This window comes from Streptomyces sp. NBC_01426, from assembly GCF_036231985.1.
Lineage (GTDB): Bacteria > Actinomycetota > Actinomycetes > Streptomycetales > Streptomycetaceae > Streptomyces.
In genome coordinates this window covers 1,207,733-1,232,783 of sequence record NZ_CP109500.1, presented here as the reverse complement: position 1 = coordinate 1,232,783, position 25,051 = coordinate 1,207,733, and the positions used below count along the sequence as shown (strand labels likewise).

Here is a 25,051-nt window from a genome sequence, read left to right as displayed (position 1 = left end):
ACGACCGCTGACGGCGGCGGATGGGAGAACGCGGCCCATCTTTTGTACGAACACGCACACCGTCAAGAGCGAACGCACGACTCGATCGAAACGATCGCTAGCAGGAGGAGTGGCCGTCCTTTATGGGCGAATGGTCAGCCGGGGCAGCAGCTCCAGATGCTGACGAGGCGGCTCCTCGGTCGCTCCCGCTCCCGCTCCCGCACGCGCCCCTGCACCCGCAACCGCACCCGCTTTCGCCGCACCGGAGGCCAGTCGATCCAACAGCAACTCCGCCGCCCGGGCCCCCACTTCCCGCTTGGCCGGTGCGACCGCCGTCAGGGGCACGTCGGCCAGGCCCGCCACCTCGTCGTCGTACGTGATCACGGCCAGGTCCTCCGGCACCCGCACGCCCCGGGCCTGCAACCTCGGGATCAGCATGATCGCGTCGGTGTCGCTGTGGATCAGGGCGGCGGTGACCCCGCCCGTCGTCACGGCCTCGCACAGGTAGTCCAGGGCCCGGGCGAACCGGTCGGCCACGGACAGTGGGCCGCCGGCGAGTTGCGGCCACGGCGGCGCCGGTTCCAGGCCGAGCGCGTCGACGGCGGCCTCGTACCCGGCGCGCAGACGAGCCGTCGTCGGCGTCTCCTGACAGGCCAGGGCGATCCGCCGGTGCCCCGAGTCGACCAGGTGGCGTACCGCCCGGGCCGCCCCGTGCGCGTGGTCCGACCCCACTCGGTCGAGTGCGGCCGCCGGGTGGCCGGGCGGGGCCCACCGTTCCACCAGCACCGTCGGTACGGGCAGCTCCGCCGTCCAGGCTCCCTCGCCAGGCCCGGGGGAGCCGGTGTCCCAGTTCGGGGTCAGCAGCAGCCCGTCCGCGCCGGTGGACAGCAGCCGGTCGGCCTGCGTGCGGTCCTCGCCCGGCAGGTACCGGGTCAGGCCCACGGTGAGCCGTGCCCCTCGCGCCTCGACCACCTCGCGGGCCCCGCGCACGACGTCGGCGTAGTAGTACTCGGTGGTCGGCACCACCATGCCGACCACCAGCCCCTCGCCGCCTTGGGTCGCCGGCCTCTCGGGCGCGCCGGTCGTGCCGCCCCGCGTCGCTCCGGTGGGCGGCTGCGGCTGCTCCACGCGGCTGATCACCCCGTGCATCCGGTGGATCTCGCCCCGGGCGGCCATGGCCTCGATGTCCCGCCGCAGGGTCACGGGAGAGATGCCGAGCTCCACGGCCAGGTCCGTGACGCGTACGCTGCCGCGCGCCCGGACGAGCGCGCGCACCTGGGCCTGACGCTGGTCCACGTGTGCTCTCACGATGTCCCCCTGTGTCCGATCCGCCGTCATCGGCGTTGCCGGCAGTGTCGCCGCCAGTGGCACCATCATAGTGAGCTGAAACGATCGATTCGATCGGAGCGTTCAATTGGTCATTGACGGCGTGCACGGCACGTTCATATATTCGGCGGCGCCACAGGTTCGGCGGGCGCCGCGGTCGACGGCATCCCGCTTCTCGGCGGCGTTCCGCACCTCGCCACTGCATCTCGACCTCTTCTCGGGAGTCAGCGCATGCTCACGTACGACCAGGACGGATTCCGACGCGAGGACCGCCCCCATCGCGTCATCTCGGGAGCCCTGCACTACTTCCGGGTCCACCCCGACCTGTGGGAGGACCGGCTCCTTCGGCTCCACGCCCTCGGCGTCAACACCGTGGACACGTACGTCCCCTGGAACTTCCACGAGACGGCCCCGGGCAAGGCCGACTTCACCGGATGGCGCGACGTCGGCCGGTTCCTGGGCATCGCCCGGGACCTCGGCCTCGACGCGATCGTCCGACCGGGCCCCTACATCTGCGCCGAGTGGGACTTCGGTGGCCTGCCCGCCCGCCTCCTCGCCGTGGACGGCCTCCACCTGCGCTGCTCCGACCCTCGCTTCCAGGCCGAGGTCGACGGCTGGTTCGACGCCGTCGTTCCCGCGCTGCTGCCGCACCTGGCGAGTCGGGGCGGCCCGGTGGTCGCGGTGCAGATCGAGAACGAGTACGGCTCCTACGGCAACGACGCCCGCTACCGCACCGACGTCGAAAGGGCGTTGACCGAGCGCGGGGTGGACTGTCTGCTGTTCACCGCCGACGGGCCCGAGGACGCCATGCTCCAGGGCGGCATGGTGCCCGGTCGGCTCGCCACCGCGACCTTCGGCGCCCAACCCACCGAACGACTGGCCCACTTGCGTCGATATCAGCGGACCGGTCCGCTCGCCGCGATGGAGTTCTGGATCGGTTGGTTCGACCACTGGGGCGAGGGACACCACGTGCGCGCCGTCGAGGACGCCACCGCCTCCCTCGACGAGCTCCTGGCCACCGGCGCCTCCGTCAACCTCTACATGGCCCACGGCGGGACCAACTTCGGCTTCTGGGCCGGCGCCAACCACACCGGCTCACGCCCCGCAGACCCCGGCTACCAGCCGACCGTCACCAGCTACGACTACGATGCGCCCATCGGGGAGGCCGGCGAGCTGACCCCCAAGTTCCACGCCTTCCGCGAGGTCATCGGCCGCCACGCCTCCCTGCCGGACGGGCCGCTGCCCGCCCCGCTGCCCCGGATCGCACCCGCCCTCGCCACCCCCGCCGGATGCGCTCCGCTCCTCGCGCACCTCGACCCGCTCGCCGGCCCTCCGGTGCCGCGCGCGGCACCGGAGCCGATGGAGAAGCTCGGCCAGGACCACGGCCTGATCCACTACCGCACCACGATCACCGGCCCCCGCGCCGCCATGCCCGTACGGATCGACGGTCTCGGCGACCGCGCGTACGTCTTCGTCGACGGGAGCCCGCTCGGCGTCCTCGATCGCAACGCCCCCGACGAGGGGCTCGACCTGGCCGTCGGGGAGGCCGGTGTGGTCCTCGACGTCCTCGTGCGGGCACAGGGGCGCGTCAACTACGGTCCCCTGATCGACGACCGCAAGGGCATCGGGCGCGGCGTCCGCCACGGCCACCAGTTGCTCTTCGAATGGGAGATACGGCCGCTCCCGCTGACCGACCTCGGCGCCCTGAGGTGGTCGGACGTCACGCCGGGGCCGGACCTGCCGACCTTCCACCGCTTCACGCACCACCTCGACGGGCGACCCGCCGACGGATTCATCGACGTGTCGACCTGGGGGACCGGCCTGATCTGGCTGAATGACTTCCTGCTCGGTCACTACGACTCCCCGCGCGGTCCGCAGCGCACGCTGTACGCCCCGGCCCCTTTGTGGCGGACGGGCGGCAACGTGATCGTCGTCCTCGAACTGGAGCGCCCCGGCGGCGAACTGCCGCTGCGCGACCAGCCCGACCTCGGCCGCCCCACGGTGGTCACCCTCCAGTGAGAGAAGGCCGTCACGTGAACCGCCGCCCGCCGCCCGCCCGCCCCCCGCCCGCCTGCCCCCGACCGACCCGACCCCGGACATGATCGAGCCCGCGTACAGGCGGACCTGTTCGTCCGGCGGCAGCCGGCTGCGCAGGTCCACCCCCTCCGGGAAGTCCACCCCGACCCGGCTCACCCCGGGAGGGACGGCGCCCGCGAGCCGTTGGGCGCGCGTGCAGAGGCCGATGTCGGCGGCGACGACCACGGCGTTCGGGTGAGCGGCGGTGAACTCCCTCGTCAGGGGCCTACCTGAGTGGTTCTGCCCGGCAAGCTGCTCCTGGGGTAACTTCCTTTGGATCACGTGCAATCGCGAGAGTGGAGAAGGATCCATGCGTCACGTCTCCCTGGGCAGTTCAGGTCTGCGGGTCTCCGCGGTCGGCCTCGGCTGCAACAACTTCGGCGGCCGCCTCGACGCCCGCGCCACCCGCGCCGTCGTCGACGCCGCCCTCGACGCGGGCATCACCCTCCTCGACACCGCCGACATCTACGGAGGCCAGGGCGGCTCCGAGAGCCACCTCGGCCAGGCCCTCAAGGGCCGCCGCGACCAGGTCGTCCTGGCCACCAAGTTCGGCTACGACGGCGTGGACATGGGCTACGGTCCCGCGGCCGGGTCCCGCGGCGGCCGGGCCTACATCCGCCGCGCCGTCGAGGAGTCCCTGCACCGGCTGGAGACCGACCACATCGACCTCTACCAGTTGCACAGCCCCGACCCGGACGTCCCCATCGACGAGACCCTCGCCGCGCTCACCGAACTCGTCACCGAGGGCAAGGTCCGCTACATCGGACACTCCAACCTCAGCGGTTGGCAGCTCACCGAAGCCGCCCACGTCGCCCGGGAGATCGGCGCCGCGCCCTTCGTGTCGGCGCAGAACGAATGGTCGCTGCTCCAGCGGTCCGCCGAACGGGAACTCGTCCCGGCCGCCCTGCACCACGGCGTCGGCGTGCTCCCGTACTTCCCCCTGGCCAACGGTCTGCTCACCGGCAAGATCCGCCGCGGCGCGCCCGTCCCGCCCGGTTCGCGCCTCGAAGGCCGTGACGCCTACCTCACCGACGAGCGCCTGGGCATCGTCGAGGCACTGGCCGGCCTCGCCGAGAAGTACGGCCGCACGGTCCTGGAACTCGCCATCGGCTGGCTCTCCGCGCAGCCGGGCTGTGCCTCAGTGATCGCGGGCGCCACCTCCGCCGAGCAGGTGCGGGCCAACGCGGCCGTCGCCGACCGGCCCCTGGAGGCCGCGCTGCTCGCCGAGATCGACGCCATCGACGGCATCGGCGGCGCCGGCGCGGGGGCGCGGTGACCACGACCTCGCTCCGCTGCGCCGTTCTCGACGACCACCAGGACGTGGCGGCCGCCTCCGCCGACTGGTCCACGATCGCGGACCGGGTGGAGGTGGTCACCTACCGGGACCACCTGGACGACGAGGACCGGCTCGCGGCCCGCCTGGCCGACTTCGACATCGTCGTCACCCTGCGCGAACGGGTCCCCTTCCCGGCCTCGTTGCTCGACCGGCTGCCCCGCCTCGCCCTGCTCGTCGCGAGCGGCATGCGCCACTCCGTCATCGACCACGCCGCCGCCGCGCGCAACGGCGTGACCGTGTGCGGCACCGGCAGTTCCTCCACCCCGCCCGTCGAACTCACCTGGGCGCTGCTGCTGGCCTTGGCGCGCGGCATCGTTCCCGAGAACACCGCCCTGCGCACCGGTGGGCCCTGGCAGCAGACCCTCGGCGCCGACCTGCACGGACGCCGGCTCGGTCTGCTCGGCCTCGGGAAGATCGGCGGCCGGGTGGCCCGGATCGGCCTCGCCTTCGGCATGGAGGTCACGGCCTGGAGCCGGAACCTCACGAGGGAACGCGCCGACGAGGTGGGGGTGACCCTGGCCGGGTCCCAACGGGAACTCCTCGCGGAGAGCGACTTCGTGTCCGTCCACCTCGCGCTGGGCGACCGCACCCGCGGTCTGATCGGGGCGCCGGAACTCGCGCTGATGCGCCCCTCCGCGTACCTCGTCAACACCTCGCGGGCGGCCATCGTCGACCAGGACGCGCTCATCGAGGCCCTGCGCGAGGGGCGGATCGCGGGCGCCGGTCTCGACGTCTTCGACATCGAACCGCTGCCGCGGGACCATCCCGTGCGCACGACGCCCAACCTGTTGGCCACGCCCCACCTGGGCTACGTCACGCGGGACAACTACGCGACGTACTACGGCGAGGCCGTCGAGGACATCCGCGCGTACCTCGACGGTGCGCCCGTCCGGGTGCTCCGCTAGCGCCCGGCCCGGGGTCACCGCCCCGTCCGCTTGTGGGCAGCACGTGCGAACGGCCCGGGCGGGCCCGCGAGGAGCGGGCCCGCCCGGGCCGTTTCGTCCGCCCGCCCGGGCGGCGGCCGGTTCAGGACACGATGTCCTTGCGGGAGAAGCCCCGGAACGCGAGCGCGAACAGCACCACCGCGTACGACACCGACACCACCGTGCCCTTGATCATCCCGCCCCACTCCAGGTGGGGCTGGAGGGCGTCCGCCCACGCGAACTGCCAGTGCGCGGGCAGGAACTCGCGCCACGATCCGAGCGCGGTCACCGCGTCCAGGACGTTCCCGACGATCGTCAGCCCGACCGCCCCGCCCACCGCGCCGAGCGGCGCGTCCGTCCGCGTCGACAGCCAGAACGCCAGCCCGGCCGTGACCAGCTGCGAGACGAAGACGAACGCCACGGCGATCGCGAGCCTCGGCAGCGTGTCACCGGCCGCCAACGTCCCGCCGGTGGGCAGCTTCAGCGGCCCCCAGCCGTACGCGACCGTGCCCGCCGCCAACGCCACCACCGGCAGGAGCACCATCGCCGCGAGGCTGAACCCGAGGGCCACCACCAGCTTGCTCCACAGCAGGCGGGCCCGGGGCACCGGCGAGGCCAGCAGGTAGCGGAGCGAGGACCAGCTCGCCTCCGAGGCGACGGTGTCCCCGCAGAACAGCGCGACCGGGACCACCAGGAGGAAGCCGGCCGACACGAACAGGCAGGTGGCCGCGAAGTTCGCGCCCGAGGCCGTCGCCGTGTCGATCAGGGTGATCCGGCCGTTGCCGCCACCGCGTTCGTCGGGCGTGCCGCCCACCGCGAAAGCGATGATCATGATGAAGGGGAGCGCCGCGAGGATCCCGCCCATCACCAGCGTCCGCCGCCGGCGCCACTGGCGCAGCGCCTCCACGCGCAACGGCAGCGTACGGCCCGCGCGGTAGCCGTCGGCCACCTCGGTCACGGCCACCTCTGTCACGGCGCTCACGCCGAACCTCCGATCAGGGTGAGGAACGCGTCCTCCAGCCGGCGGTGCGGTCCCACCGCGGAGACCGGCACCTCCAGCCGTACGAGTTCCGCGATCAGCTCGGCCGCCGTCGCGCCTTCGAGCCGTACGAGCAGTCCGTCGTCGGCGGTCACCACCGAGCCGACCCCCTCCAGCGCCGCCACCTTCTCGACGAGGAGTTCGTCCACCGACCCGGCCAGGGTCACCAGCAGGGTGTCCCCGCCGCCGGTGATCTCCGCGACCTCGCCCGCCTGCACGAGCCGGCCGCGGTCCATGACGACCAGGTGCGTGCACGACTGCTCCACCTCGGAGAGGAGGTGGCTGGAGACGATGACCGTCCGCCCGGCCGCCGCGTACCGGATCATGACGTCACGCATCTCCCGGATCTGTGGCGGGTCCAGGCCGTTCGTCGGCTCGTCGAGGATCAGCAGGTCCGGCATGCCGAGCATGGCCTGCGCGATGGCGAGCCGCTGCCGCATGCCCTGGGAGTAGGTCCGCACGGCGCGTTCCAACGCGTCGCCCAGTCCGGCGATCTCCAGGGCCTCCGCCATGTGGGAGTCCGCCGCGGGACGGCCGGTGGCCTGCCAGTACAGCTCCAGGTTCGCCCGGCCCGTCAGGTGCGGGAGGAAGCCCGCGCCCTCCACGAAGGCGCCGACCCGCGACAGCACCGGCGATCCGGCCCGTACCGCGTGCCCGAACACCCTGATCTCGCCGGCGTCCGGCGAGATCAGCCCCATCAGCATCCGCAGGGTGGTGGTCTTGCCCGCGCCGTTGGGGCCGAGCAGACCGAGCACTTGGCCCTTCTCCACCCGGAACGACAGGTCCTGTACGGCGTAGCGGTCCCGGGCCTTCGCGTAGCGCTTCGTCAGCCCGGTGATCTCCAGCGGCACGTCGGCCAACGCGGGATCGGGCCGGGTCGCTCCGGCCCGTTCCCCGGCGCGGCCCCTGCCGTTACGCCGGATCCCCAGCAGCGCCGCGGCCAGGGCCAGGGCGCCCAGGGGCAGCCCCCACGTCCAACCGGGCATGCTCGCGGCCGCGGTGCGCACCCCCGGGACGACGGGCACCGACAGCGCGCCCTGCGCGGAGACGGTGTACGTGGCGGGGGCGGCGGGCGACGCGTACCCGAGATCGGTGGCCGCCATCACCAGGCGCAGCCGGTGGCCGGCCTCGACGGCGTGGTCGACGGCCGGCAGCCGCACCTGGACGGTACGGCCCTGTCCGGCGTCCGTGACGCGGACCGGGGCGACCAGTTGGCCGGGCAGCACCTGGCCGCGACCGTCGGGTCCGACGTCGTACACCTTGCCGAACAGCACGGCCGAACCGTCGGTAGCCGTCGACCTCACGTTCAGGGTGATGGTCGGGGTGCCGGTGATCCGCACCTCCTCGGTCATCGGCCGCGATTCGAAGCGGGCGTTCTGCCCGGGGAAGTCCAGAGAGATCCCGGCCCCGAAGGCGGCGAGCCGGCCGCCGATCCCGGGCAGCGAGGACAACGACGGCGGGGTGCCGCCCGCCGGATTGGCGAACGTCTGCTCGCGGCCGGTGAGCGCGAACTCCCGGGGCGTCGAGGTGAGACCGGGATAGCGGTCGTCACTCGCGCCGCGCACCTGCACGGTCCCGTCCGTGGAATCGATTCCGCCGGTGCGCGAGACCCGGAACACGGGACCCGTGTCCACCTGCTCGTCGCCCTTGAGGTAGCGGTCGAACCAGGCCGTCACCCGCGCCTCGACACGGCCGGCCTCGCGCATCCCGCCGTCGTGGCCGCCGCTCGCCCAGTCCACGGACACGGGCGCGCCGTTCGCCGCGATGGCCTTGGCCATGGCGTCGGCCTGGTCCAGCGGGAAGAGCGAGTCGTCCTGCCCCTGCACGATCAGGGTGGGCACCTTGATCTTGTCGCCCACCGCCGAGGGGCTGCGTCCGGCCAGCAGCGCACGGGCCTCGGCGTCGGGCTTCCCGGCGACCGCGACCCGCTCGTACATCGCGCACAGCTCCGGCTGGAACCGTCCGCAGCCGGGAGCGGCCGCGGGGTCGGCGGACCGCGCCGACGGTGGGAGGGCGGCCGCGCCGCCCTCCGCGCCGCCACCGGTCGCACCGCCGCCCGCCGCGCCGGTGGTGAAGAAGATGCCGGTCCACAGCTTCTTGAACACGTCGTTCGGGAAGAGGGAGTCGGCGAGGTTCCAGTACGTGATCTGCGGGGCGATGGCGTCCACCCGGTGGTCGTACCCGGCCGCGAGGAGCGCCGCCGCACCGCCGTACGAGGCCCCGGCCACGCCCACGCGCGGATCGCCGGGCGCGTCGAGCCGCACCTCGGGTCGGGTCGCGAGCCAGTCGACGAGCCGGGAGACGTCCTTGCCCTCCAGCTCGGGATCGTTCAGGCCGATCCGGCCGCCCGAGCGGCCGAAGCCGCGCGCCGACCAGGTCAGCACCGCGTACCCGTCCCGGGCCAGCCGTTCCGCCTGCGCGCGGACGTCGTCCTTGCTGCCGCCGAAGCCGTGGCCGAGCAGCACGGCGGGCCGTTTCCGTGCAGCCTCCCCGCCCTCGCCGGCCGTGAAGTACGAGACGTCGATCCCGGCGTCGGGCATCTGCAATACGTGGTCCTGGCGTTGCACGCCGGGCGGGTCGGACGCCGCGGCGGTGGCCGTCAACGTACCGGCCCCCGCCAGGACGACCAGCGCGGCGCCACCGGCCAACAGGCGGTCCCGGCGACGCCGGGGCAGTCGGAGCTTCATACAGGAAGCCTAGACGTCCCCGGGCCGCCGCCGGAGAGCCCGCAGGGTGAGCCCGGCACCTTCTCAAGGACTACCCGGGCGGCCCCCCGTACCGCGCCTGCCGTACACGGCTCCTCCGCGCGGCCGACCTGCGCACGGGCACGAGGGGCGGCAGGATGGTCCGCATGCTGCTCGCCGAGGTCGCGCGTGTGTCCCGGGAGGTCTCCGAGACCTCCGCCCGCTCGGCGAAGACCGCCCTGCTCGCCGAGGTGTTCGCCGCCGCGCCCGCGGAGGAGGCCGCCGTCGTCGTCTCCTACCTCGCCGGGCGGCTGCCCCAGGGCCGCCCCGGCATCGGATGGCGCACCCTCGGCCGGGAGATCGACCCCGCGCCCGGGCCGACCCTCACCGTCGGCGAGGTCGACGCGGCCGTGAGCGAACTCGCCGCCGTCGCGGGCACCGGTTCCCGCGCCGAGCGGCACCGGATCGTGGACGCCCTGTTCGGCGCGGCCACCGAGGCCGAGCAACGCTTCCTGCGCGGTCTGCTCTTCGGCGAGGTGCGCCAGGGCGCGCTCGACGCCGTCGCGCTGGACGCGGTGGCGGCGGCCGCCGGGGTGCCGGCCGCCGCCCTGCGCCGCGCCGTGATGTTGGACGGGTCCCTGCCCCGGGTGGCCGCGGCGGTGCTCGCCGAGGGCGCGGCGGCGCTGGAGGGGGTGACCCTGCGGGTCGGCCGGCCCGTGCAGCCGATGCTCGCCGGCACGGCCGCGTCCGTGACGCAGGCGCTGGCCACGCTGGGACCCTGCGCGGTGGAGGAGAAGCTGGACGGGATCCGCGTCCAGGTGCATCGCGACGGGCCGGACGTACGGATCTACACGCGCTCCCTGGACGAGATCACCGACCGGTTGCCGGAGGTGGCCGAGCTGGCCCTGACGCTGCCCGGCGAGCGGTTCATCCTCGACGGCGAGGTCGTCGGGCAGGGCCCCGACGGGCGGCCGGTCCCCTTCCAGGAGGTCGCGAGCCGCGTGGGCTCCCGGGTGGACGTGGCGGCCGCCCGGCAGACCCTTCCCGTGCGCGTCCACTTCTTCGACGTCCTGGCCGCGGGGGAGGAAGTGCTCCTCGACCTGCCCGTCCGCGAGCGGTACACGGCGCTCGCCCGGCTGGTCCCGGAGTCCTCCCGCGTGCGGCGGCTGGCGGTGGAGGACCCGGCGGCCGAGGGCGCGACGGCCGCCGCCGAGGAGTTCGCGGCCGAGTCCCTGCGCCGGGGCCACGAAGGGGTCGTCGTCAAGGCTCTCGACTCGCCGTACGCGGCCGGCCGGCGCGGCACGCACTGGCTCAAGGTCAAGCCCGTGCACACCCTCGACCTGGTGGTCCTGGCCGCCGAATGGGGGCACGGGAGGCGCACGGGACTCCTGTCGAACCTGCATCTGGGCGCCCGCGCCGCCGACGGCACCCACGCCATGCTCGGCAAGACCTTCAAGGGCCTCACCGACGTGATGCTGCGCTGGCAGACCGAGCGGCTGCTGGAACTGGCGGTGGAGGACGACGGCTTCACGGTCCGGGTCCGACCGGAACTGGTGGTGGAGATCGCCTACGACGGCCTGCAACGCTCCTCGCGCTATCCGGCCGGGGTCGCGCTGCGTTTCGCACGGGTGCTGAGGCACCGCCCCGACAAGGACGCCGGGCAGGCCGATACCGTGGAGAGCGTGCTGGGCCAACGGCCCGCCTAGGCAGCGAGCGGAGCTTTTGCCTCAGAGGCAAGAGCGTTTGCCAGTGGGGTAAGGGTCTGGCTCAATCGAAGCATGACAACCGGTCCTGCCTCCGGCCCCGAAGAAGCGGCCGACCCCGACGACCCGTCGGGGGAACTCCCCACCGTGGCCCCGCGCCTGCGCGACCTGCGCCGCCGCGCCGGGCTCACCCTGGAGGCGGCCGCCGCACGGGCTCGACTCTCGCCCGCCCACCTGTCGCGGTTGGAGACGGGCCGGCGCACGCCCTCGTTGCCGCTGCTGCTGGGACTTGCTCGCACCTACGGAACGACGGTCTCCGAACTGCTCGGCGAGACCTCGGCCGCGGCCGACCCCATCGTACGGGGCGGCGGCCCCGGGGCCCGCGAGGCCGACGGCTGGACCTACTGGCCGGCCGGCGGTTCGGGGCGGGGGATGCAGGCCCTGCGCGTGCACGTTCCACAGGGCCAGGTCCGGGGCGAACTGGTCCGGGTCCACCCCGGCGAGGAGTGGCTGTACGTCCTCACCGGGCGGCTGCGGCTGCACCTGGGAGAGGCCGAGCACCTGCTCGACCCGGGGGACAGCGCGCACTTCGACTCGCTCACGCCCCACCGGATCGGGGCGGCCGACGCCGCCGGCGCCGACCTGCTGTTCGTCCACACGCTGCTGCAGAGCGGCCTCGCCGGGGTGTGCCTCGGCGGCGCGACCCAGCACCACCACTAGCCGAGGAGTCGCACCATGTCCCAGGGAGAGAACGTGACCGCCACCGCGCACGAGGCACCCGGTGTTCCCGCGAACGACGCCCCGGCGGCCGGTTCCGTCGAGCGGACCGGTTCCGTCGAGCGGACCGGTTCCGCCGATCAGACCGGTCCCGTCGACGGGACCGGTCCCGTCGAGCGGCCCGGTCCGGCCGATGCGCAGGAGATCGGTTCGGCGCCGGACACCCTGCTGAAGCGCTTCGAGTCCAAGTTCCCGCGCGGCCTGATCATCCGCCTGATCGCCTACCTCTTCGTCGGTCACCTCTTCGCCTTCTTCGTCTACCTGCTCTTCGTGCTGGGCGCCGAGAACCAGTAGGGAGGGTCTCCGACGGGGGCGGCGCGCACGCCCGCCGTCGGGTCCGCTTCCGTGCCGCGGGGGCTCAGCCCGCGGCGGGTTGCTGCATCGTGGAGCAGTGGATGCCCCCGCCGCCGCCCATCAGCCGGTCCACGTCGAGCTGGACGATCTCGCGGCCCGGGAAGGCCGCCGCGAGCGCCTGGCGGGCGCCCGCGTCCTTGGCCCGGTCCCCGAACTGCGAAGTGATCACGGCGCCGTTGGCCACGTGGAAGTTCAGGTAGGAGTCGACGAAGTCGGGGTTGTCGGAGCGCAGGGTGTCCGGGCCGTCGACCCTGAGGACCTGGAGCCGGCGGCCCTTGGCGTCGGTGGCGGCGGAGAGGATCGCGAGTTGCTGCCGGGCGTCCCTGGCCCAGATGTCGGTGCGGTCGGCGGGCGGTGTCTGGACCATCACGACGCCGGGCCGGATGAACCGGGAGGTGACGTCGATGTGGTCGTCGGTGATGTCCTGCCCCTTGATCCCGGGGACCCAGAGCATCTTGTCCGCGCCGTAGGCGGCGAGGACCTTGGCCTCCACCTGGGCCCGGCCGAGTCCCGGGTTGCGGTTCTTGTTGACGAGGCTGCTCTCGGTCGCCATCAGGGTGCCGTCGCCGTCGGTCTCGACGGCACCGCCCTCGCCGACGAACGTCGCCGTGCCGAACGGCAGTGACTCGCGGGAGGCGATCAGCCGGGCCACGTTCTCGTCCTTGCGGTGGGTCTGCTTGTTGCCCCACCCGTTGAAGTTGAGTCCGATCGCGTCCACGGCACCCGCGCCGTCGCGGCGGAAGACGGCGCCGCTGTCGCGCATCCAGAGGTCGTCGACCGGGATGGTGGAGATGACGGTGACGGTGGAACCGCAGCGAGAGCGGGCGGTCGCCGCCGCGCTCGCGTCCGCCGCGCACATCACGACGGGCTCGAAGCGGGCGACGGTACGGGCGATGAGCGCGATGTCCTGCTGCACGCCGGCGAGGTCGGAGCCCCAGATGGAGCGGTTGGAGGGCCAGGCCATCCAGGTGCGCACGTGCCGGACGTCGTCGAGCGGGACGGTCATCCGGCCGGCGGCTGCCCCGGCCCGGGCTGCCTGGCCCGCCTGTGCGGACTGCGGGACGAGGCTGGCGAGTGCCAGTCCGACGGCGCCGACTCCCGCCGAACGCAACAGGGTTCTGCGGCTTGGATTCATTCGAACCTCCGGAGGAGGGGGGATGAGGGGTAGCCGCACTGTGGCACTAACTGAAATTTCAGTCAAGAAGTCGGGCGCGGGTCTGCGGTGGGCCGCCAGGGCCGCGGGCGAACGCATGCACGCAAGAAATCGACAAGGTGCCGCAGAGTTCTGCACGACTCTTACCGGGTTCCCGCGTGGAGTCCTACTGTCCCGGCCATGCCCCCTCGGACACCGACCAGGTCAACGGCATCGGCGGCGCCATGAGTGATTCGACCGTGGGCCGGATGTACATCCACCACACCAAGGTGGGCCTCTGGTTCGACGGCCCGATGAGCAACGTCAAGGTGACCCGGAACGTCATCACCGACCGGATCGCGGACGGCCTGCACTTGCACACCGGGGTTCACCGACTCCCTCGTACGGGACAACTTCGTCCGCAACACCGGTGACGACGGGCTCGCCCTGTGGTCCGAGAGGACGGCCGACGCCCGCAACACCGTCGACCACAACACCGTCCAGTGCCCGACCCCGGCCAACGGCATCGCGATCTACGGCGGCGCGGACACCACCGTCAGCGGGAACCTGGTCGCGGACCCCGTCCGCGAGGGCAGCGCCCTGCACGTCGGCGCGCGTTTCGGCGCCGAGCCCTTCACCGGAAGCCTGCGGATCGAGGACAACACCACCGCGCGGGCCGACGCGTACGAACTGAACTGGAACATCGGGCTCGGTGCGATCTGGTTCCTCGCCCTGGACCGGAGCATCGACCGGGCCGACGCCCAGGTGGTCGTCACCTGCGCGGACCGGCCGCCGGTGGTCGCGCCGCCGAGCCCCTGGTGACCGGCCGCTGAGGGGTCACCGCCGCGCCGCCCGCGGGGATTCGAGCGCCGGGGCGGTGACCCCGCACTGGGTACGACACTGCGGCTGGAGGGCGTCGGCCGCCGGCTTGCGCACGGTCGCCCACGCCAGCGCCGCGCCGACGACGAGGATCCCGGCGCACCAGGGCATGGCCCGGTCGAAGGCCGCGTCGAAGAGATCGGCGGAGAGGTAGGCGTCGGGCCCCATCCCCGCCAGCAGAGGCAGCGCCGCCACCGCGAGGAGCCCGGCGACGCGGGCGGCGGCGTTGTTGATGCCGCTGGCCAGACCCGCCCGACCCGGGTCCACCGAGGCCAGCACCGTCGCCGTCAGCGGGGCCACCAGGGCCACCATCCCCATCCCCATCACGATCAGGGCGGGCAGCACGTCCCGTGCGTACGAGGCGTGCGGCCCGACCCGCAGCATCAGCAGCATTCCGGCCGCGCAGAGCAGCGGCCCCACCGTCAGCGGGATCCGCGGCCCGATCCGCTCGGCCAACGCCCCCGAGCGCGCGGACAGCAGCAGCATCAGCACGGTGGTGGGCAGCAGGGCGGCCCCGGCGGCCAGGGCGGAGTATCCGGCCACCACCTGGAGCTGGAGCACGGCGAGGAAGAAGAAGCCGCCGAAGGCCGCGTACACGCACAGGGTGACCAGGTTGACCGCCGTGAACTGTCGGGAGGCGAAGATGTCCGGCGGCACCATCGGGTCGGCCCGCCGCCGCTCCACGTACACGAACACGCCGGCCAGCAGCACTCCGCCGACGGCTGCCGCGATGACGAGCGCGCCGCCGTTGCGGGCCTCGATCAGGGCGTAGGTGACCAGTGCGAGCGAGCTCGCGCCGAGGGCGGCGCCGGCCACGTCGAAGGTGCCGTGCGCGTGCGGGTCCCGGGACTCCGGTACGTGCCTCAGGGCCACCGGCACGCACAGCGCGGCCACCGGGATGTTGATGAGGAACACCCAGCGCCATCCCGGCCCGTCCACCAGCCACCCGCCGAGGAACGGACCCACGGCCGCGCCCACCCCGCCGAACCCCGACCACAGGCCGACCGCCCGGGCCCGGTCGTCGGCGTGGATCGACCCCTGGATCAGGGCGAGCGAACCGGGCGTCAGCAACGCGCCGCCGACGCCCTGGAGGGCGCGGGCGGCGATGAGCACCCCGGCGTTCGGCGCGATGCCGCAGAGCAGCGAGCCCAGCGCGAACCACACCACGCCGACGACGAAGACCCGGCGCCGTCCGAACCGGTCGCCGAGCGCCCCGCCGACCAGGATCAGGCCGGCCAGGGTCAGCAGGTAGGCGTTGACCGTCCACTGGAGCACCGCGAGGTCGGCGTCCAGATCCCGCCCGATGGCGGGGAGGGCCACGTTGACGACCGTCGAGTCGAGCAGGGCCATGCCCGATCCGAGGACGGTGGTCAGCAGGATCCACCTGCCCCGGGCCGAGGCGAGCGGGACGTCGGGTCGGGGCGGCTCGGGTGACGGCCGGTCGGGTGTGGTCATGTCCCCAGGCTGGCGCGGTCGACCGACATGGGCCACCCGGCCGGTCCGAAACTCGGCTCAATAGGCCCTCTTGTAATGAACATGACCCCTCGAACAACATGACCCGCGCACATCACGCACGCCCTTTCCGCACAACCTGCACACGGCGTCCGAGGAGACCACACGTGGCACAACGCGACAGACGACGATCCTTACGCGCGGCGCTCGCCGCTCTCGCCTCGATCCTGCTGCTACCCGTCGGCGCAGGGGTCGCCGCCGCGGCGCCGGAACCCGGCCCCACCCCCGGGGCGGCCGAGCGCAAGATCGAACCGAAGCTCCGCACCCAGCTCGACGGCTCCGCGAAGGCCGTCTTCTGGGTGTATCTCGACAGCGCCGCCGACCTCACCGCCGCGGGGAAGCAGAAGACCCGCGCCGCCAAGGCGGAAACGGTTCTGCGGGTCAAGAAGGACCATGCCGCGCGCAGCCAGGCCGCCGTCATCAAGGCCTTGGACGGCGCGAAGGCGGAGTACACCTCGTTCTGGATCGTCAACGCCGTCCGGGTCGTCGGCAGCGAGAAGCTCGCCGGAACCCTGGCGCAGCGCCCCGAGGTCGCCCGGATCGACGCCGACGACAAGGTCTCCCTCCCCAAGCCCGCCGAGGGCAGCCGGGAGAAGACCGCCGCCGACGCCGTCGAATGGAACATCGACCGGATCAAGGCCCCCCAGGTCTGGGACCAGCTCGGCGTGCGCGGCGAAGGCATCGTCGTCGCCAACATCGACAGCGGCGTGGACTACACCCACCCGGCCGTCAACAACCAGTACCGCGGCAAGAGCGCCGACGGGTCGTACGACCACAACCACAACTGGTTCGACCCGGCCGGCGTCTGCGCCGGCGCCGCGCCCTGCGACAACAACGACCACGGCACCCACACCATGGGCACCATGGTCGGCGACGACGGCGGCGCCAACAAGATCGGCGTCGCCCCCGGCGCCAAGTGGATCGCCGCCAAGGGCTGCGAGAGCAACTCCTGCTCCGAGGCCTCGCTGCTCGCCTCCGGCCAGTGGATCGTCGCGCCGACCGACCTGAACGGTCAGAACCCGCGGCCCGACCTGGCCCCGCACGTCGTCAACAACTCCTGGGGCAGCGCCGCCCACGACGACTGGTACCAGCAGATCGTCGACACCTGGCGGGCCGCCGGCATCTTCCCGGCCTTCTCCAACGGGAACGCCGGCCCGAGCTGCGCCACCAGCGGATCTCCCGGCGACTACGCGAGCTCCTACAGCTCCGGCGCCTTCGACATCAACGGCGCCATCGCCTCCTTCTCCTCGCGCGGCGCGGGCCCCGGCGGCATCATCAAGCCCAACATCGCGGCCCCCGGCGTGAACGTGCGCTCCTCCGTGCCCGGCGGCGGGTACGAGGCCTTCTCCGGCACCTCGATGGCCTCCCCGCACACCGCGGCCACCGTGGCCCTCCTCTGGTCCGCCGCGCCCGCCCTCGAAGGGGACATCGCGCAGACCGAGGCCCTGCTGGACGGCACCGCCGCGGACACCGACAGCAGCCAGTGCGGTGGCACCGCCGCCGACAACAACGTCTTCGGCGAAGGCAAGCTGGACGCCCTCGCCGCGGTCAACGGGGCCCCGCGCGGCGCGATCGGCGCCCTCGGCGGCACCGTCCGCTCCGGTGACGCGCCCGTCGCCGGCGTGAAGATCACCGCCGACGGCCCGATCGACCGTACGACGACCACCGCCGCCGACGGAACCTACAGCTTCGGCTCCCTCTCGGTGGGCGCGTACACCCTGACCGCGTCGAAGTTCGGCTACGGACAGCAGACCGCGACGGCCACCGTGACCGAGAACGCCACCGCCACCGGTGACTTCACCCTCACCCAGGCCGCCTCCGCCAAGCTCGCCGGCACGGTCTCCGCCGCCGGCGGTCCGGTCGCGGGCGCCGTCGTCACCGTCGCCGAGACCCCCGTCACCGCGACCACCGACGCGCAGGGCCGCTTCGAGGTCACGCTGCCGCATGGCACGTACGACGTGAACGCCACCCACGCCTCCCGCTGCGTCACCGGCGGCAGCGCGCACGTCACCCTCGCCGGGGACACCACCGTCGCGGTGGAGCTCCCCGAGCGGACCGACGCCTACGGCTACGCCTGCGCCACCACGAGCGGTCGCCCCTACGCGGCCGGCGACCGACAGCTCGCGCTGACCGGTGACAACACCACCGAGCGCGTCGACCTGCCGTTCCCGCTGCCGCTGTACGGCAAGACGTACGGCCAGGCGTGGATCGGCACCAACGGCACCGTCAGCTTCGGCGGCAACAACACCGGCGACATCAACGGCGACCTCCCGAGCACGGCCACCCCGAACGCAGCCCTCTACCCGTTCTGGGACGACCTGGTCGTCGGCGCCGCCGGCAGCGGATCCGGTGTCTTCACCGCCGTGACCGGCACGGCGCCGCACCGCACCTACGTCATCGAGTGGCGGGGCGTGTCGCACTGGTCGGCCCAGGCCGACACGTTCTCCTTCTCTGCCTCCATCGGCGAGGACGGCACCGTCTCCTACGCCTACAAGGGGACGGGCGGCACCGGCATCAAGGGCGGCTCCACCGCCACGATCGGCGTGGAGAACGCCACCGGCACCGACGCCTTCAAGTACTCGTTCAACACCGCGGCCCTCTCGGACGGCCTGTCCATCGCCTTCCGGACCACCAAGAGCGGAGTCGTCGCGGGTCGGGTGCTCGACGCCAACGACGGCAACGGCGTCGCGGGCGCCACCGTCACCGTCGGCACCGGCGACACGGCGGTCTCCGCCACCACGGCCGCGGACGGCGGCTACGTCGTCCAGACCCCCTCGGGCGCACGGACCGTCGCACTGTCGGCCCCGTCGTACGAGTCCGCCACCGCGACGGTCGACGTCAAGCCGGCCGACGTCACCGCCGTCACCCAGTCCCTGCGCACCGGCAAGGTCACCGCGGCCAAGGCGGCGGTGGAGGTCGTGCTCCCCGCGAACCAGAAGCGGACCCGCACCCTCGACCTGACCAACCCGGGCCTGGGCACCGCCTTCACGGTGACCGAGGACGCGTCCTGGCTGACCGCCACCCCCGGTTCGGGCACCCTCCCGACCGGCGGCAAGGCCCCGCTCACCCTCACCGTGGACACGGCCGGCCTGACCGCCGGGACGGTCCTCACCGCGGACCTCAAGATCACGTCGGCCAGCGGCCGGGCACCGGTCCTGACCGTCCCGGTCAAGGTCGTCGTCCCGCGCTATCAGGTCGCCCTGGACGCGGGATCCGACTACGCGGGCACGGACGCCGTCGGTGACAGCTGGTCGCCCGACCGCAAGTACACCCCCGGGTCGTACGGCTACCAGGGCAACGCCACCGTCCAGTCCACCGGCCGCACCATCGCCGGAACGGACGACCAGCGGCTGTACCGCAACGCCCGCGAGGGCATGTACGAGTACCGCTTCGACAACGTCCCGAACGGGACCTACACGGTGGAGCTGGGCTTCGCGGAACTCTCCAACACCAAGCCGAACAAGCGGGTCTTCGACGTCATCGCCGAGGGCACCCAGGTCCTGCCGTCCCTGGACGTCTCCCTGGAGGCGGGCACCTACACGGCCCTGACCCGTTCCTACACGGTGACGGTCACGGACGGCGTCCTCAACGTCCGCTTCATCACGCACAGCGGCTACGGCAAGCCCCTGCTGAACACCCTGCGCGTCACGGACCGGCCCGACCGGACCTGACGGACCGGCCCGGCCCGATGTCCGGGGCCGATGTCCGGGGCCGGGCCCGACCCGACCGGCGCGCACCTCGCCGGGCGGACGCGTGAAGGGGCGGGACACCCGCGGGTGTCCCGCCCCCGTCCCGCGCCCACCGCGCACACGGCGCACCCCCATCGCCCACGGCCCCCTCGCGCACGGATAGTCGTACCGGCATACGGGTGGCGGACGACGGCCGCGCCGGAGCGGGCACGGCAGGCCGGGAGCCGGCGCCGTTAGCGTGGGCGACCATGACGGTGCTGGACGACCAGACGCAACAGCAGATCCACGAACTCGTACGCGCCGGCGATGCCGGGGCCCGTTGGGCGGTCGGCGGCCCCGACGGCACCCACGCCGTCGGCGGGGACGGGGACACCCCGTCCGACGTCGGCCGGCTCGCCGCCGTACTGGCCCTGTGGCCCGTCATCGGAAGCCTGGTCACGGCCGGGGAACTCACCCTCCACACCCCGCTCGCGGCCTACGGCCCGGCCGCAGCCGGAACCTCCGGCAAGACCACCGCCCACCAGCTGCTCACCCACCCCGACGGGGTGCCCGCACTGACCCGGCTCGCCGAACACCTCTGCGGCGGCCCGCTCGCCGAATGCGCCACCGCCCGCGTCTGGCACCCCCTGCGCATGAGCCGCACCCGCTTCGCCGGCGGCTCCCTGCACGCCTCCCTGGGCGACCTCGGCCGCTTCCTCGGCCACCTGCTCTCCACCGCCGACCACCCCGTCAGCCGCTCCTGGACCGCGGAGTCCCTCCGGATCCGCACCGGGGAACTCACCCCCGCCCGGGGCCTGCTCTGGCACCCCGTGGCCGGCGGCGTCTGGGCCCACGGCGACGGACCGTCCGTCTGGGTCTCGCCCCGGCACCACCGCTGGGCGGCCCTGCTGCCCGCACACGGCACGGAGCCGCTGCGCACCGCCTTCCGGGACGCCGTGTTCACCGCGCCCACCGCGCCCACCGCGAGGTGAGGCGGCGCCGCACGCCCCGCTCCGGATGAACGGGACCCGCACCGCCGCCCGGCCCGGCGGCCTCGATCCACTCCCGCAGAGCACTCGGAGCGCGCACCCCCCGCGCTCGACGTACGGTGATCCCGATGTCACCGACCGTTGCTTTCCGGCTGTGCGGAGGTACGGCGAGCCGCCCGCCCCCTCGGCGGCTTCCCCACCCGAAGCGCCTGTCCAACCCAGGCAAGGTGGTCCCGGCATGACCCAGTCGACCACGACCCGAGGCCAGGCGGCCCCGACCGAGGGCGGCCGCCCCGCACGAACCGGCCGGGCCGAGGCCGTGCGTTTCGCCGCGACCCACACCCTGCCCGTGCTCGTACGCGACCTGGTGGGCCCGCGCCCGCAACCGCGCCCCGGGGCCGGCTCCGGTCGGCCCCGCTGGCCGGCGGCCACCCTGCGCGCCCTGCGGGCCCGGCACGGCGGCGCCCCCCTGCTGCTGCGCGGCCCGACCGGCCCCACGCTGGTCCTGCTGGACCCGCAGGACCTGCCCCGGTTCCACGAAGCGCCCGCGAGCGAACTCGCGACGTGCCCGCCGGACAAATGCCGGGCCCCCGGCGCCGCGCCCGAAACCGGCCCTCCCGCCCACCACGAGGACCGCGAGGACCGCGACGACCTCCGTGCCCGCCGCCGCGAGGTCGATGAGATCGTGCTGGCCTCGGGCAGCCCCGTACACCCCTCCTGCGGCCCCTTCCTCGCGGTCATCGCCGACGAGGCCGGCCGACTGGGCGCCGCCTCCCACCCCCTCGGGCTCGCCCGCGCCCGACACGCCGTCACCCGGGCCGCCCGCCGCATGGTGCTCGGCGACACGGCCGCCGGGGACGAGGAACTCGCCGGCTGGCTCGACCGGCTCGACGCCGGCGGCGAGCGCAGGGCGCCCCGCAGGAACCGCGCCGCCGAGAGCCTCCACGAGAAGGCGGGCACGCGCATCGCCCGGTACGCCGCCGCCGCCGAGCCCTACACCCTCGTCGGGCGGGCCCGCCGGCACCCCGACCCCGACGGCACCCTCGACCCCATCGGCCAGGCCCTCCACTGGCTACGGGCCCTGGACGCCGTCCCCGCGACCCTGCTGCGCACCCTGCTGCTCCTCGCCGCCCACCCCGCCGAACAGGACGCGGCCTCCGCCGAGGCCCGGTCCGGCGACGCCGCCAAGGGCGAACTGCCCCGGCTGCGGGCCTGCGTCCAGGAAACGCTGCGCCTCTACCCGGTGGTGCCCGACCTGGTCCGGGTCACCCGGACCGAGACCGAGTGGCGGGGCGTGCGTCACCCGGCGGGGACCCCCGTGCTCCTGCCCGCGCTGTTCCACCAGCGCGACCCCGAGCACGTGCCCGCCGCGGACGTGTTCGTACCCGGGAGGTGGGCCTCCCCGGGGTCCCGCGAGGACCTCCGGATGGCCCCCTTCGGCCACGGGGCCGGCCGCTGCCCCGGAGACCGGCTGGGCCTGCTCGTCGTGGCCGCGTTCTGCGCCGAACTGCTGCGCGGGCACCGCGTCCGGGACGGCAGACCGGCCCTGGATCCGGTGGGTCCGCTGCCCTCGGCGCTGGACCCGAGACGGATCCGGCTCACGATCACCCGCCGCTGATCCCGACCGTGCCCCCGGCACGTGCACCGCCGCCGCCCCGCCCCGCCGGCGCCCACCCGTGCCGCAGCCGCCCGGCCCCGCAGCCCGCCCGCCGTACCGACCCCACGAGGAACCCATGTCCGACGCCGCGACCACCGCGTCCACCGACCCGGATCCCGAACTGCTCCACGCCGTGTGCCGCGAACTGGCGGAGGCCGCCGACGCCGTCGGCGAAGCCGCCCGCCACGCCTCCGAACTGGCCCTCGGCGGGCGGCTGACGGCCGGCGCGCTCGGCCGGGGCGGCCCCCGCAGGCTCGGCTGGCGCACCCTGCTGCGCACCCTGACCGACCCGGCGGGACTCGGTTGGGCGCCGCGCGGCCGGGGCGTCGCCCGGGCCGGGTGGCTCGCCGGGGTCCTCACCGGCCGCGAGAGCCTCGCCGTCAGCCTCGCCGTCTGCGGTCTCAAGGCCCGGATCCGGGCGGCCGGCGCGGGCCGGCCGGAGCTGCTCGCCGATCCGGACGCGGCGGCGATCCTCAAGGCGGTCGAGGAGGGCCGGCAGGCCGAGGGCGTGCGGCTGTTCCGCGAGATGATGCGGGTCCGGGGCGCCGAACGCGCCTTCACGCTGCTCGCCCCGTCCTTCGCGGACCTCCTCGCCTGGCACGCGCTGACCGACGAGAACCCCTTCAACGACCACGCCGGTTGGCAGATCGCCACCGGACGGGCGATGCCGGCCGAACCCCTGCTCGGTCTCGGCGCCGCCGCACGCGCCTTCTTCGCCCGGAGCCCCCGCCCCGCCGAGGCGCCCGACCACCCCGACGGGATCCTCGACCGGCTCGACACCAGCGGCACCGTCGCCGGATGCGTACGCAACCTCGCCTCGCTCGACCCCGACGGAACCCTCCTCGTCCAGCAGGTCGTCGGCCCGGACGGAGCCCTCCGGTACGTCATCCACCTCGCCGAACCACCGGGGACGCCCGGGGCGGGCACGACGCCCGCCGGGGTCGATGTTCACGCGATGGCCGACGGACCGGAGATCCCGTACGCGCACGCGGTCGCCCGGGCCGTCCGCGCCCTCGTGCCCTCCGGCACCGAACTCGCGCTGTTCGGAAGGGGCCTGGGCGGGAGCACCGCCCTCCACCTCGCCGGGAGCCGGGACTTCACCACCGTCTACCCGGTCACGCACGTCTTCGCCGTGGACTCCCGGGGCGCCGCGCGACGCCCCGTCGACCCTCGGACCCGTGTGTTCCGCCTGACCGGCGCGTACGGACAGCGCTCCCGGCGCCCCGCGCACGCCTCGCCGACCCGCTTCCGGAGCCGGATCACGGACAGCCGGCTGGTCCGGATCCACGACGGCGAGGAGTGGTCCCGATGACCGACACCACCGCCCTGCGCACGCACTGCGCCGTCCTGCGCGCACACGCGCGGCGATTGCGGGCCGCCGCCGAGGACCTGCGCGACCAGGGCCCGGGGGCCGAGGCCTTCCGCGCCGAGGTCGCCGTCCTCGCGGAGCGCTGCGCCACCGCCGCGGGCGGATTCGCCCTGGCGGCCGCGCAGCTCGACGGCCGACCCCACGCCTGAACCGGCCGGGGTGGCCGGCCGCCGGGTTCAGAGGACGAGGGACAGCAGGAGGACGAAGCCCAGGCCGACCACCGAGATGATGGTCTCCATCACCGACCAGGTCTTGACGGTCTGCCCGACGGTCATCCCGAAGTACTCCTTGACCAGCCAGAACCCGGCGTCGTTGACATGGCTGAAGAACAGCGAGCCCGCCCCGATCGCCAGCACCAGCAGGGCGGTCTCCGTGGTCGACGAGCCGGCGGCGAGCGGGGCCACCAGGCCGGCCGCGGAGATCGTGGCCACCGTCGCCGAGCCGGTGGCCAGGCGGATGATCACCGCGATGAGCCAGGCCAGGAGCAGCGTGGGAACGGCCCAGCTCTCGGAGAGCTCCAGGATCATCTGGCCGACCCCGGCGTCGATGAGGGTCTGCTTGAAGCCGCCTCCCGCGCCCACGATCAGCAGGATGCCGGCGATCGGGGCCAGGGACTTCTCCACCGTGGACGAGAGCCGCTCCCTGGTGAAGCCGGCCGCCCTGCCGAGGGTGAACATGCCCACCAGCACGGCCGCGAGGAGCGCGATCAGCGGTGAGCCGGCCACGTCCGTGACGCGCTGGACACCGTTGTCGGGGTCGTTGACCACGATGTCGACGAGCGCCTTGACCAGCATCAGGGCCACGGGGAGGAGCACGGTGAACACGGTCGCCCCGAACCGCGGGCGGTGTTCCAACTCGGCCGACGGGCGCTGCGGGACCATGTGTTCCGGCGCGGGGATGTCCACCCAACGGGCGGCGTACCGGGAGAACAGCGGGCCGGCGATGATCACCGTCGGGATGGCGACGACCACTCCGAGGGCGAGGGTGACGCCCAGGTTCGCGTGGAGCGCGTCGATGGCGACGAGCGGGCCCGGATGCGGGGGTATCAGCCCGTGCATCACGGAGAGTCCGGCGAGGGCCGGGATGCCGATGCGCATCAAGGAGTAGTTGCCGCGTTTGGCGACGAGCAGCACCACGGGGATCAGGAGCACGATCCCGACCTCGAAGAAGAGCGGGAGCCCGATCACGGAGGCGATCAGCACCATGGCCCAGGGCATCGCCCGCCCCTTGGCGCGCGCCAGGATCGTGACCACGATCTCGTCGGCGCCGCCCGAGTCGGCGAGCAGTTTCCCGAGGATGGCGCCGAGCGCGATGAGTACGCCGACTCCGGCGACCGTGGCGCCGAGGCCGGCGGTGAAACTGGCGATGGTCTTCGCCGGCGGGGCGCCCGCGAACGAACCGAGGGCGAGTGAGCCCACGGTGAGGGCCAGGAAGGCGTGCAGCTTGAAGCGGGTGATGAGCAGGACGATGACGGCGATGCCCGCGAGGACGGCCACGCCCAGCTGGGCGTGCCCGGCCGAGGTGATGGGTCCGGGGGCGGCCGCTGCCAGTGTCTCGACGCTGAGACCGGTCACGGTGACGGTTCCTTAACTCGTGGCTCTTCAGTGGCGGTGGGTGGTGCTGCGTGATGTCGGGTACGGCGGGGTGT

17 protein-coding genes and 1 pseudogene are annotated in these 25,051 nt (G+C 73.7%); 12 read left to right on the top strand and 6 right to left on the bottom strand.

The genetic code is table 11. The features are described from left to right. Positions 1 to 120: 120 nt before the first annotated feature. The gene (locus OG906_RS05515) at positions 121 to 1,287 is read right to left on the bottom strand and encodes a substrate-binding domain-containing protein (protein ID WP_329440550.1); all 1,167 of its coding nucleotides are present in this window, start codon (positions 1,285 to 1,287) and stop codon (positions 121 to 123) included. A 249-nt stretch (positions 1,288 to 1,536) separates the two neighbouring features. On the opposite strand from OG906_RS05515, the gene OG906_RS05510 reads away from it, so the two are divergent. The 3 genes from OG906_RS05510 (at position 1,537) to OG906_RS05500 (ending at position 5,622) form a co-directional block, all read left to right on the top strand. Continuing rightward, a complete protein-coding gene (locus tag OG906_RS05510) occupies positions 1,537 to 3,324 on the top strand; it encodes a glycoside hydrolase family 35 protein (RefSeq protein ID WP_329440548.1) in 1,788 nt (595 codons plus the stop codon). Between the two features lie 367 nt (positions 3,325 to 3,691). After that, positions 3,692 to 4,657, top strand: a complete 966-nt coding sequence (locus tag OG906_RS05505) for an aldo/keto reductase (protein WP_329440547.1) — start codon at positions 3,692 to 3,694, stop codon at positions 4,655 to 4,657. Continuing rightward, positions 4,654 to 5,622, top strand: coding sequence for a D-2-hydroxyacid dehydrogenase family protein (locus tag OG906_RS05500; RefSeq protein ID WP_329440544.1), 969 nt, complete (start codon positions 4,654 to 4,656; stop codon positions 5,620 to 5,622). Before OG906_RS05505 ends, OG906_RS05500 begins: the two co-directional genes overlap by 4 nt. Positions 5,623 to 5,743: 121 nt before the next feature. Here OG906_RS05500 and OG906_RS05495 read toward each other — a convergent pair whose 3' ends face one another. Together OG906_RS05495 and OG906_RS05490 are read right to left on the bottom strand one after the other, a co-directional pair. After that, positions 5,744 to 6,622, bottom strand: coding sequence for an ABC transporter permease (locus OG906_RS05495; protein ID WP_267799848.1), 879 nt, complete (start codon positions 6,620 to 6,622; stop codon positions 5,744 to 5,746). Beyond that, entirely contained in the window at positions 6,619 to 9,366 is a 2,748-nt protein-coding gene (locus OG906_RS05490) for an alpha/beta fold hydrolase (RefSeq protein WP_329440540.1), read from the bottom strand. Before OG906_RS05490 ends, OG906_RS05495 begins: the two co-directional genes overlap by 4 nt. A gap of 164 nt (positions 9,367 to 9,530) precedes the next feature. On the opposite strand from OG906_RS05490, the gene OG906_RS05485 reads away from it, so the two are divergent. From OG906_RS05485 to OG906_RS43585, 3 genes are all read left to right on the top strand, one after another. Next, entirely contained in the window at positions 9,531 to 11,069 is a 1,539-nt protein-coding gene (locus OG906_RS05485) for an ATP-dependent DNA ligase (RefSeq protein ID WP_329447934.1), read from the top strand. 72 nt (positions 11,070 to 11,141) lie between these two features. Continuing rightward, positions 11,142 to 11,786, top strand: coding sequence for a helix-turn-helix domain-containing protein (locus OG906_RS05480; RefSeq protein ID WP_329440539.1), 645 nt, complete (start codon positions 11,142 to 11,144; stop codon positions 11,784 to 11,786). 15 nt (positions 11,787 to 11,801) lie between these two features. After that, entirely contained in the window at positions 11,802 to 12,137 is a 336-nt protein-coding gene (locus OG906_RS43585) for a DUF6126 family protein (protein WP_443067354.1), read from the top strand. A 64-nt stretch (positions 12,138 to 12,201) separates the two neighbouring features. On the opposite strand, the gene OG906_RS05470 is transcribed toward OG906_RS43585, so the two are convergent. Then, positions 12,202 to 13,332 carry an agmatine deiminase family protein gene (locus OG906_RS05470; RefSeq protein ID WP_329440538.1) on the bottom strand — a complete coding sequence of 377 codons (1,131 nt, stop codon included), beginning with the start codon at positions 13,330 to 13,332 and terminating at the stop codon, positions 12,202 to 12,204. 209 nt (positions 13,333 to 13,541) lie between these two features. On the opposite strand from OG906_RS05470, the pseudogene OG906_RS05465 reads away from it, so the two are divergent. After that, positions 13,542 to 14,097 (top strand): annotated as a pseudogene (locus OG906_RS05465) (right-handed parallel beta-helix repeat-containing protein); the annotation flags it as partial. Positions 14,098 to 14,166: 69 nt separating this feature from the next. Here OG906_RS05465 and OG906_RS05460 read toward each other — a convergent pair. Beyond that, the gene (locus tag OG906_RS05460) at positions 14,167 to 15,663 is read right to left on the bottom strand and encodes an MFS transporter (RefSeq protein ID WP_329440537.1); all 1,497 of its coding nucleotides are present in this window, start codon (positions 15,661 to 15,663) and stop codon (positions 14,167 to 14,169) included. Positions 15,664 to 15,827: 164 nt separating this feature from the next. Between OG906_RS05460 and OG906_RS05455 the strand changes: the two genes are divergently transcribed. The 5 genes from OG906_RS05455 to OG906_RS05435 all read left to right on the top strand — a co-directional run bounded on the left by OG906_RS05455 (position 15,828) and on the right by OG906_RS05435 (position 23,552). Next, entirely contained in the window at positions 15,828 to 19,391 is a 3,564-nt protein-coding gene (locus OG906_RS05455; RefSeq protein WP_329440535.1) for a S8 family serine peptidase, read from the top strand. Between the two features lie 266 nt (positions 19,392 to 19,657). Then, complete coding sequence (locus OG906_RS05450) at positions 19,658 to 20,380, top strand: hypothetical protein (RefSeq protein ID WP_329440533.1); 723 nt, start codon at positions 19,658 to 19,660, stop codon at positions 20,378 to 20,380. Positions 20,381 to 20,615: 235 nt separating this feature from the next. Then, positions 20,616 to 21,995: a cytochrome P450 gene (locus tag OG906_RS05445; RefSeq protein WP_329440531.1), complete on the top strand. Its 1,380-nt coding sequence runs from the start codon at positions 20,616 to 20,618 to the stop codon at positions 21,993 to 21,995. A 115-nt stretch (positions 21,996 to 22,110) separates the two neighbouring features. Continuing rightward, positions 22,111 to 23,346 carry a hypothetical protein gene (locus tag OG906_RS05440; RefSeq protein ID WP_329440530.1) on the top strand — a complete coding sequence of 412 codons (1,236 nt, stop codon included), beginning with the start codon at positions 22,111 to 22,113 and terminating at the stop codon, positions 23,344 to 23,346. Continuing rightward, positions 23,343 to 23,552, top strand: a complete 210-nt coding sequence (locus OG906_RS05435; RefSeq protein WP_329440528.1) for a hypothetical protein — start codon at positions 23,343 to 23,345, stop codon at positions 23,550 to 23,552. Before OG906_RS05440 ends, OG906_RS05435 begins: the two co-directional genes overlap by 4 nt. Before the next feature lie 27 nt (positions 23,553 to 23,579). On the opposite strand, the gene OG906_RS05430 is transcribed toward OG906_RS05435, so the two are convergent. Then, positions 23,580 to 24,977 carry a GntT/GntP/DsdX family permease gene (locus tag OG906_RS05430; protein ID WP_329440526.1) on the bottom strand — a complete coding sequence of 466 codons (1,398 nt, stop codon included), beginning with the start codon at positions 24,975 to 24,977 and terminating at the stop codon, positions 23,580 to 23,582. Positions 24,978 to 25,051: the final 74 nt, after the last annotated feature.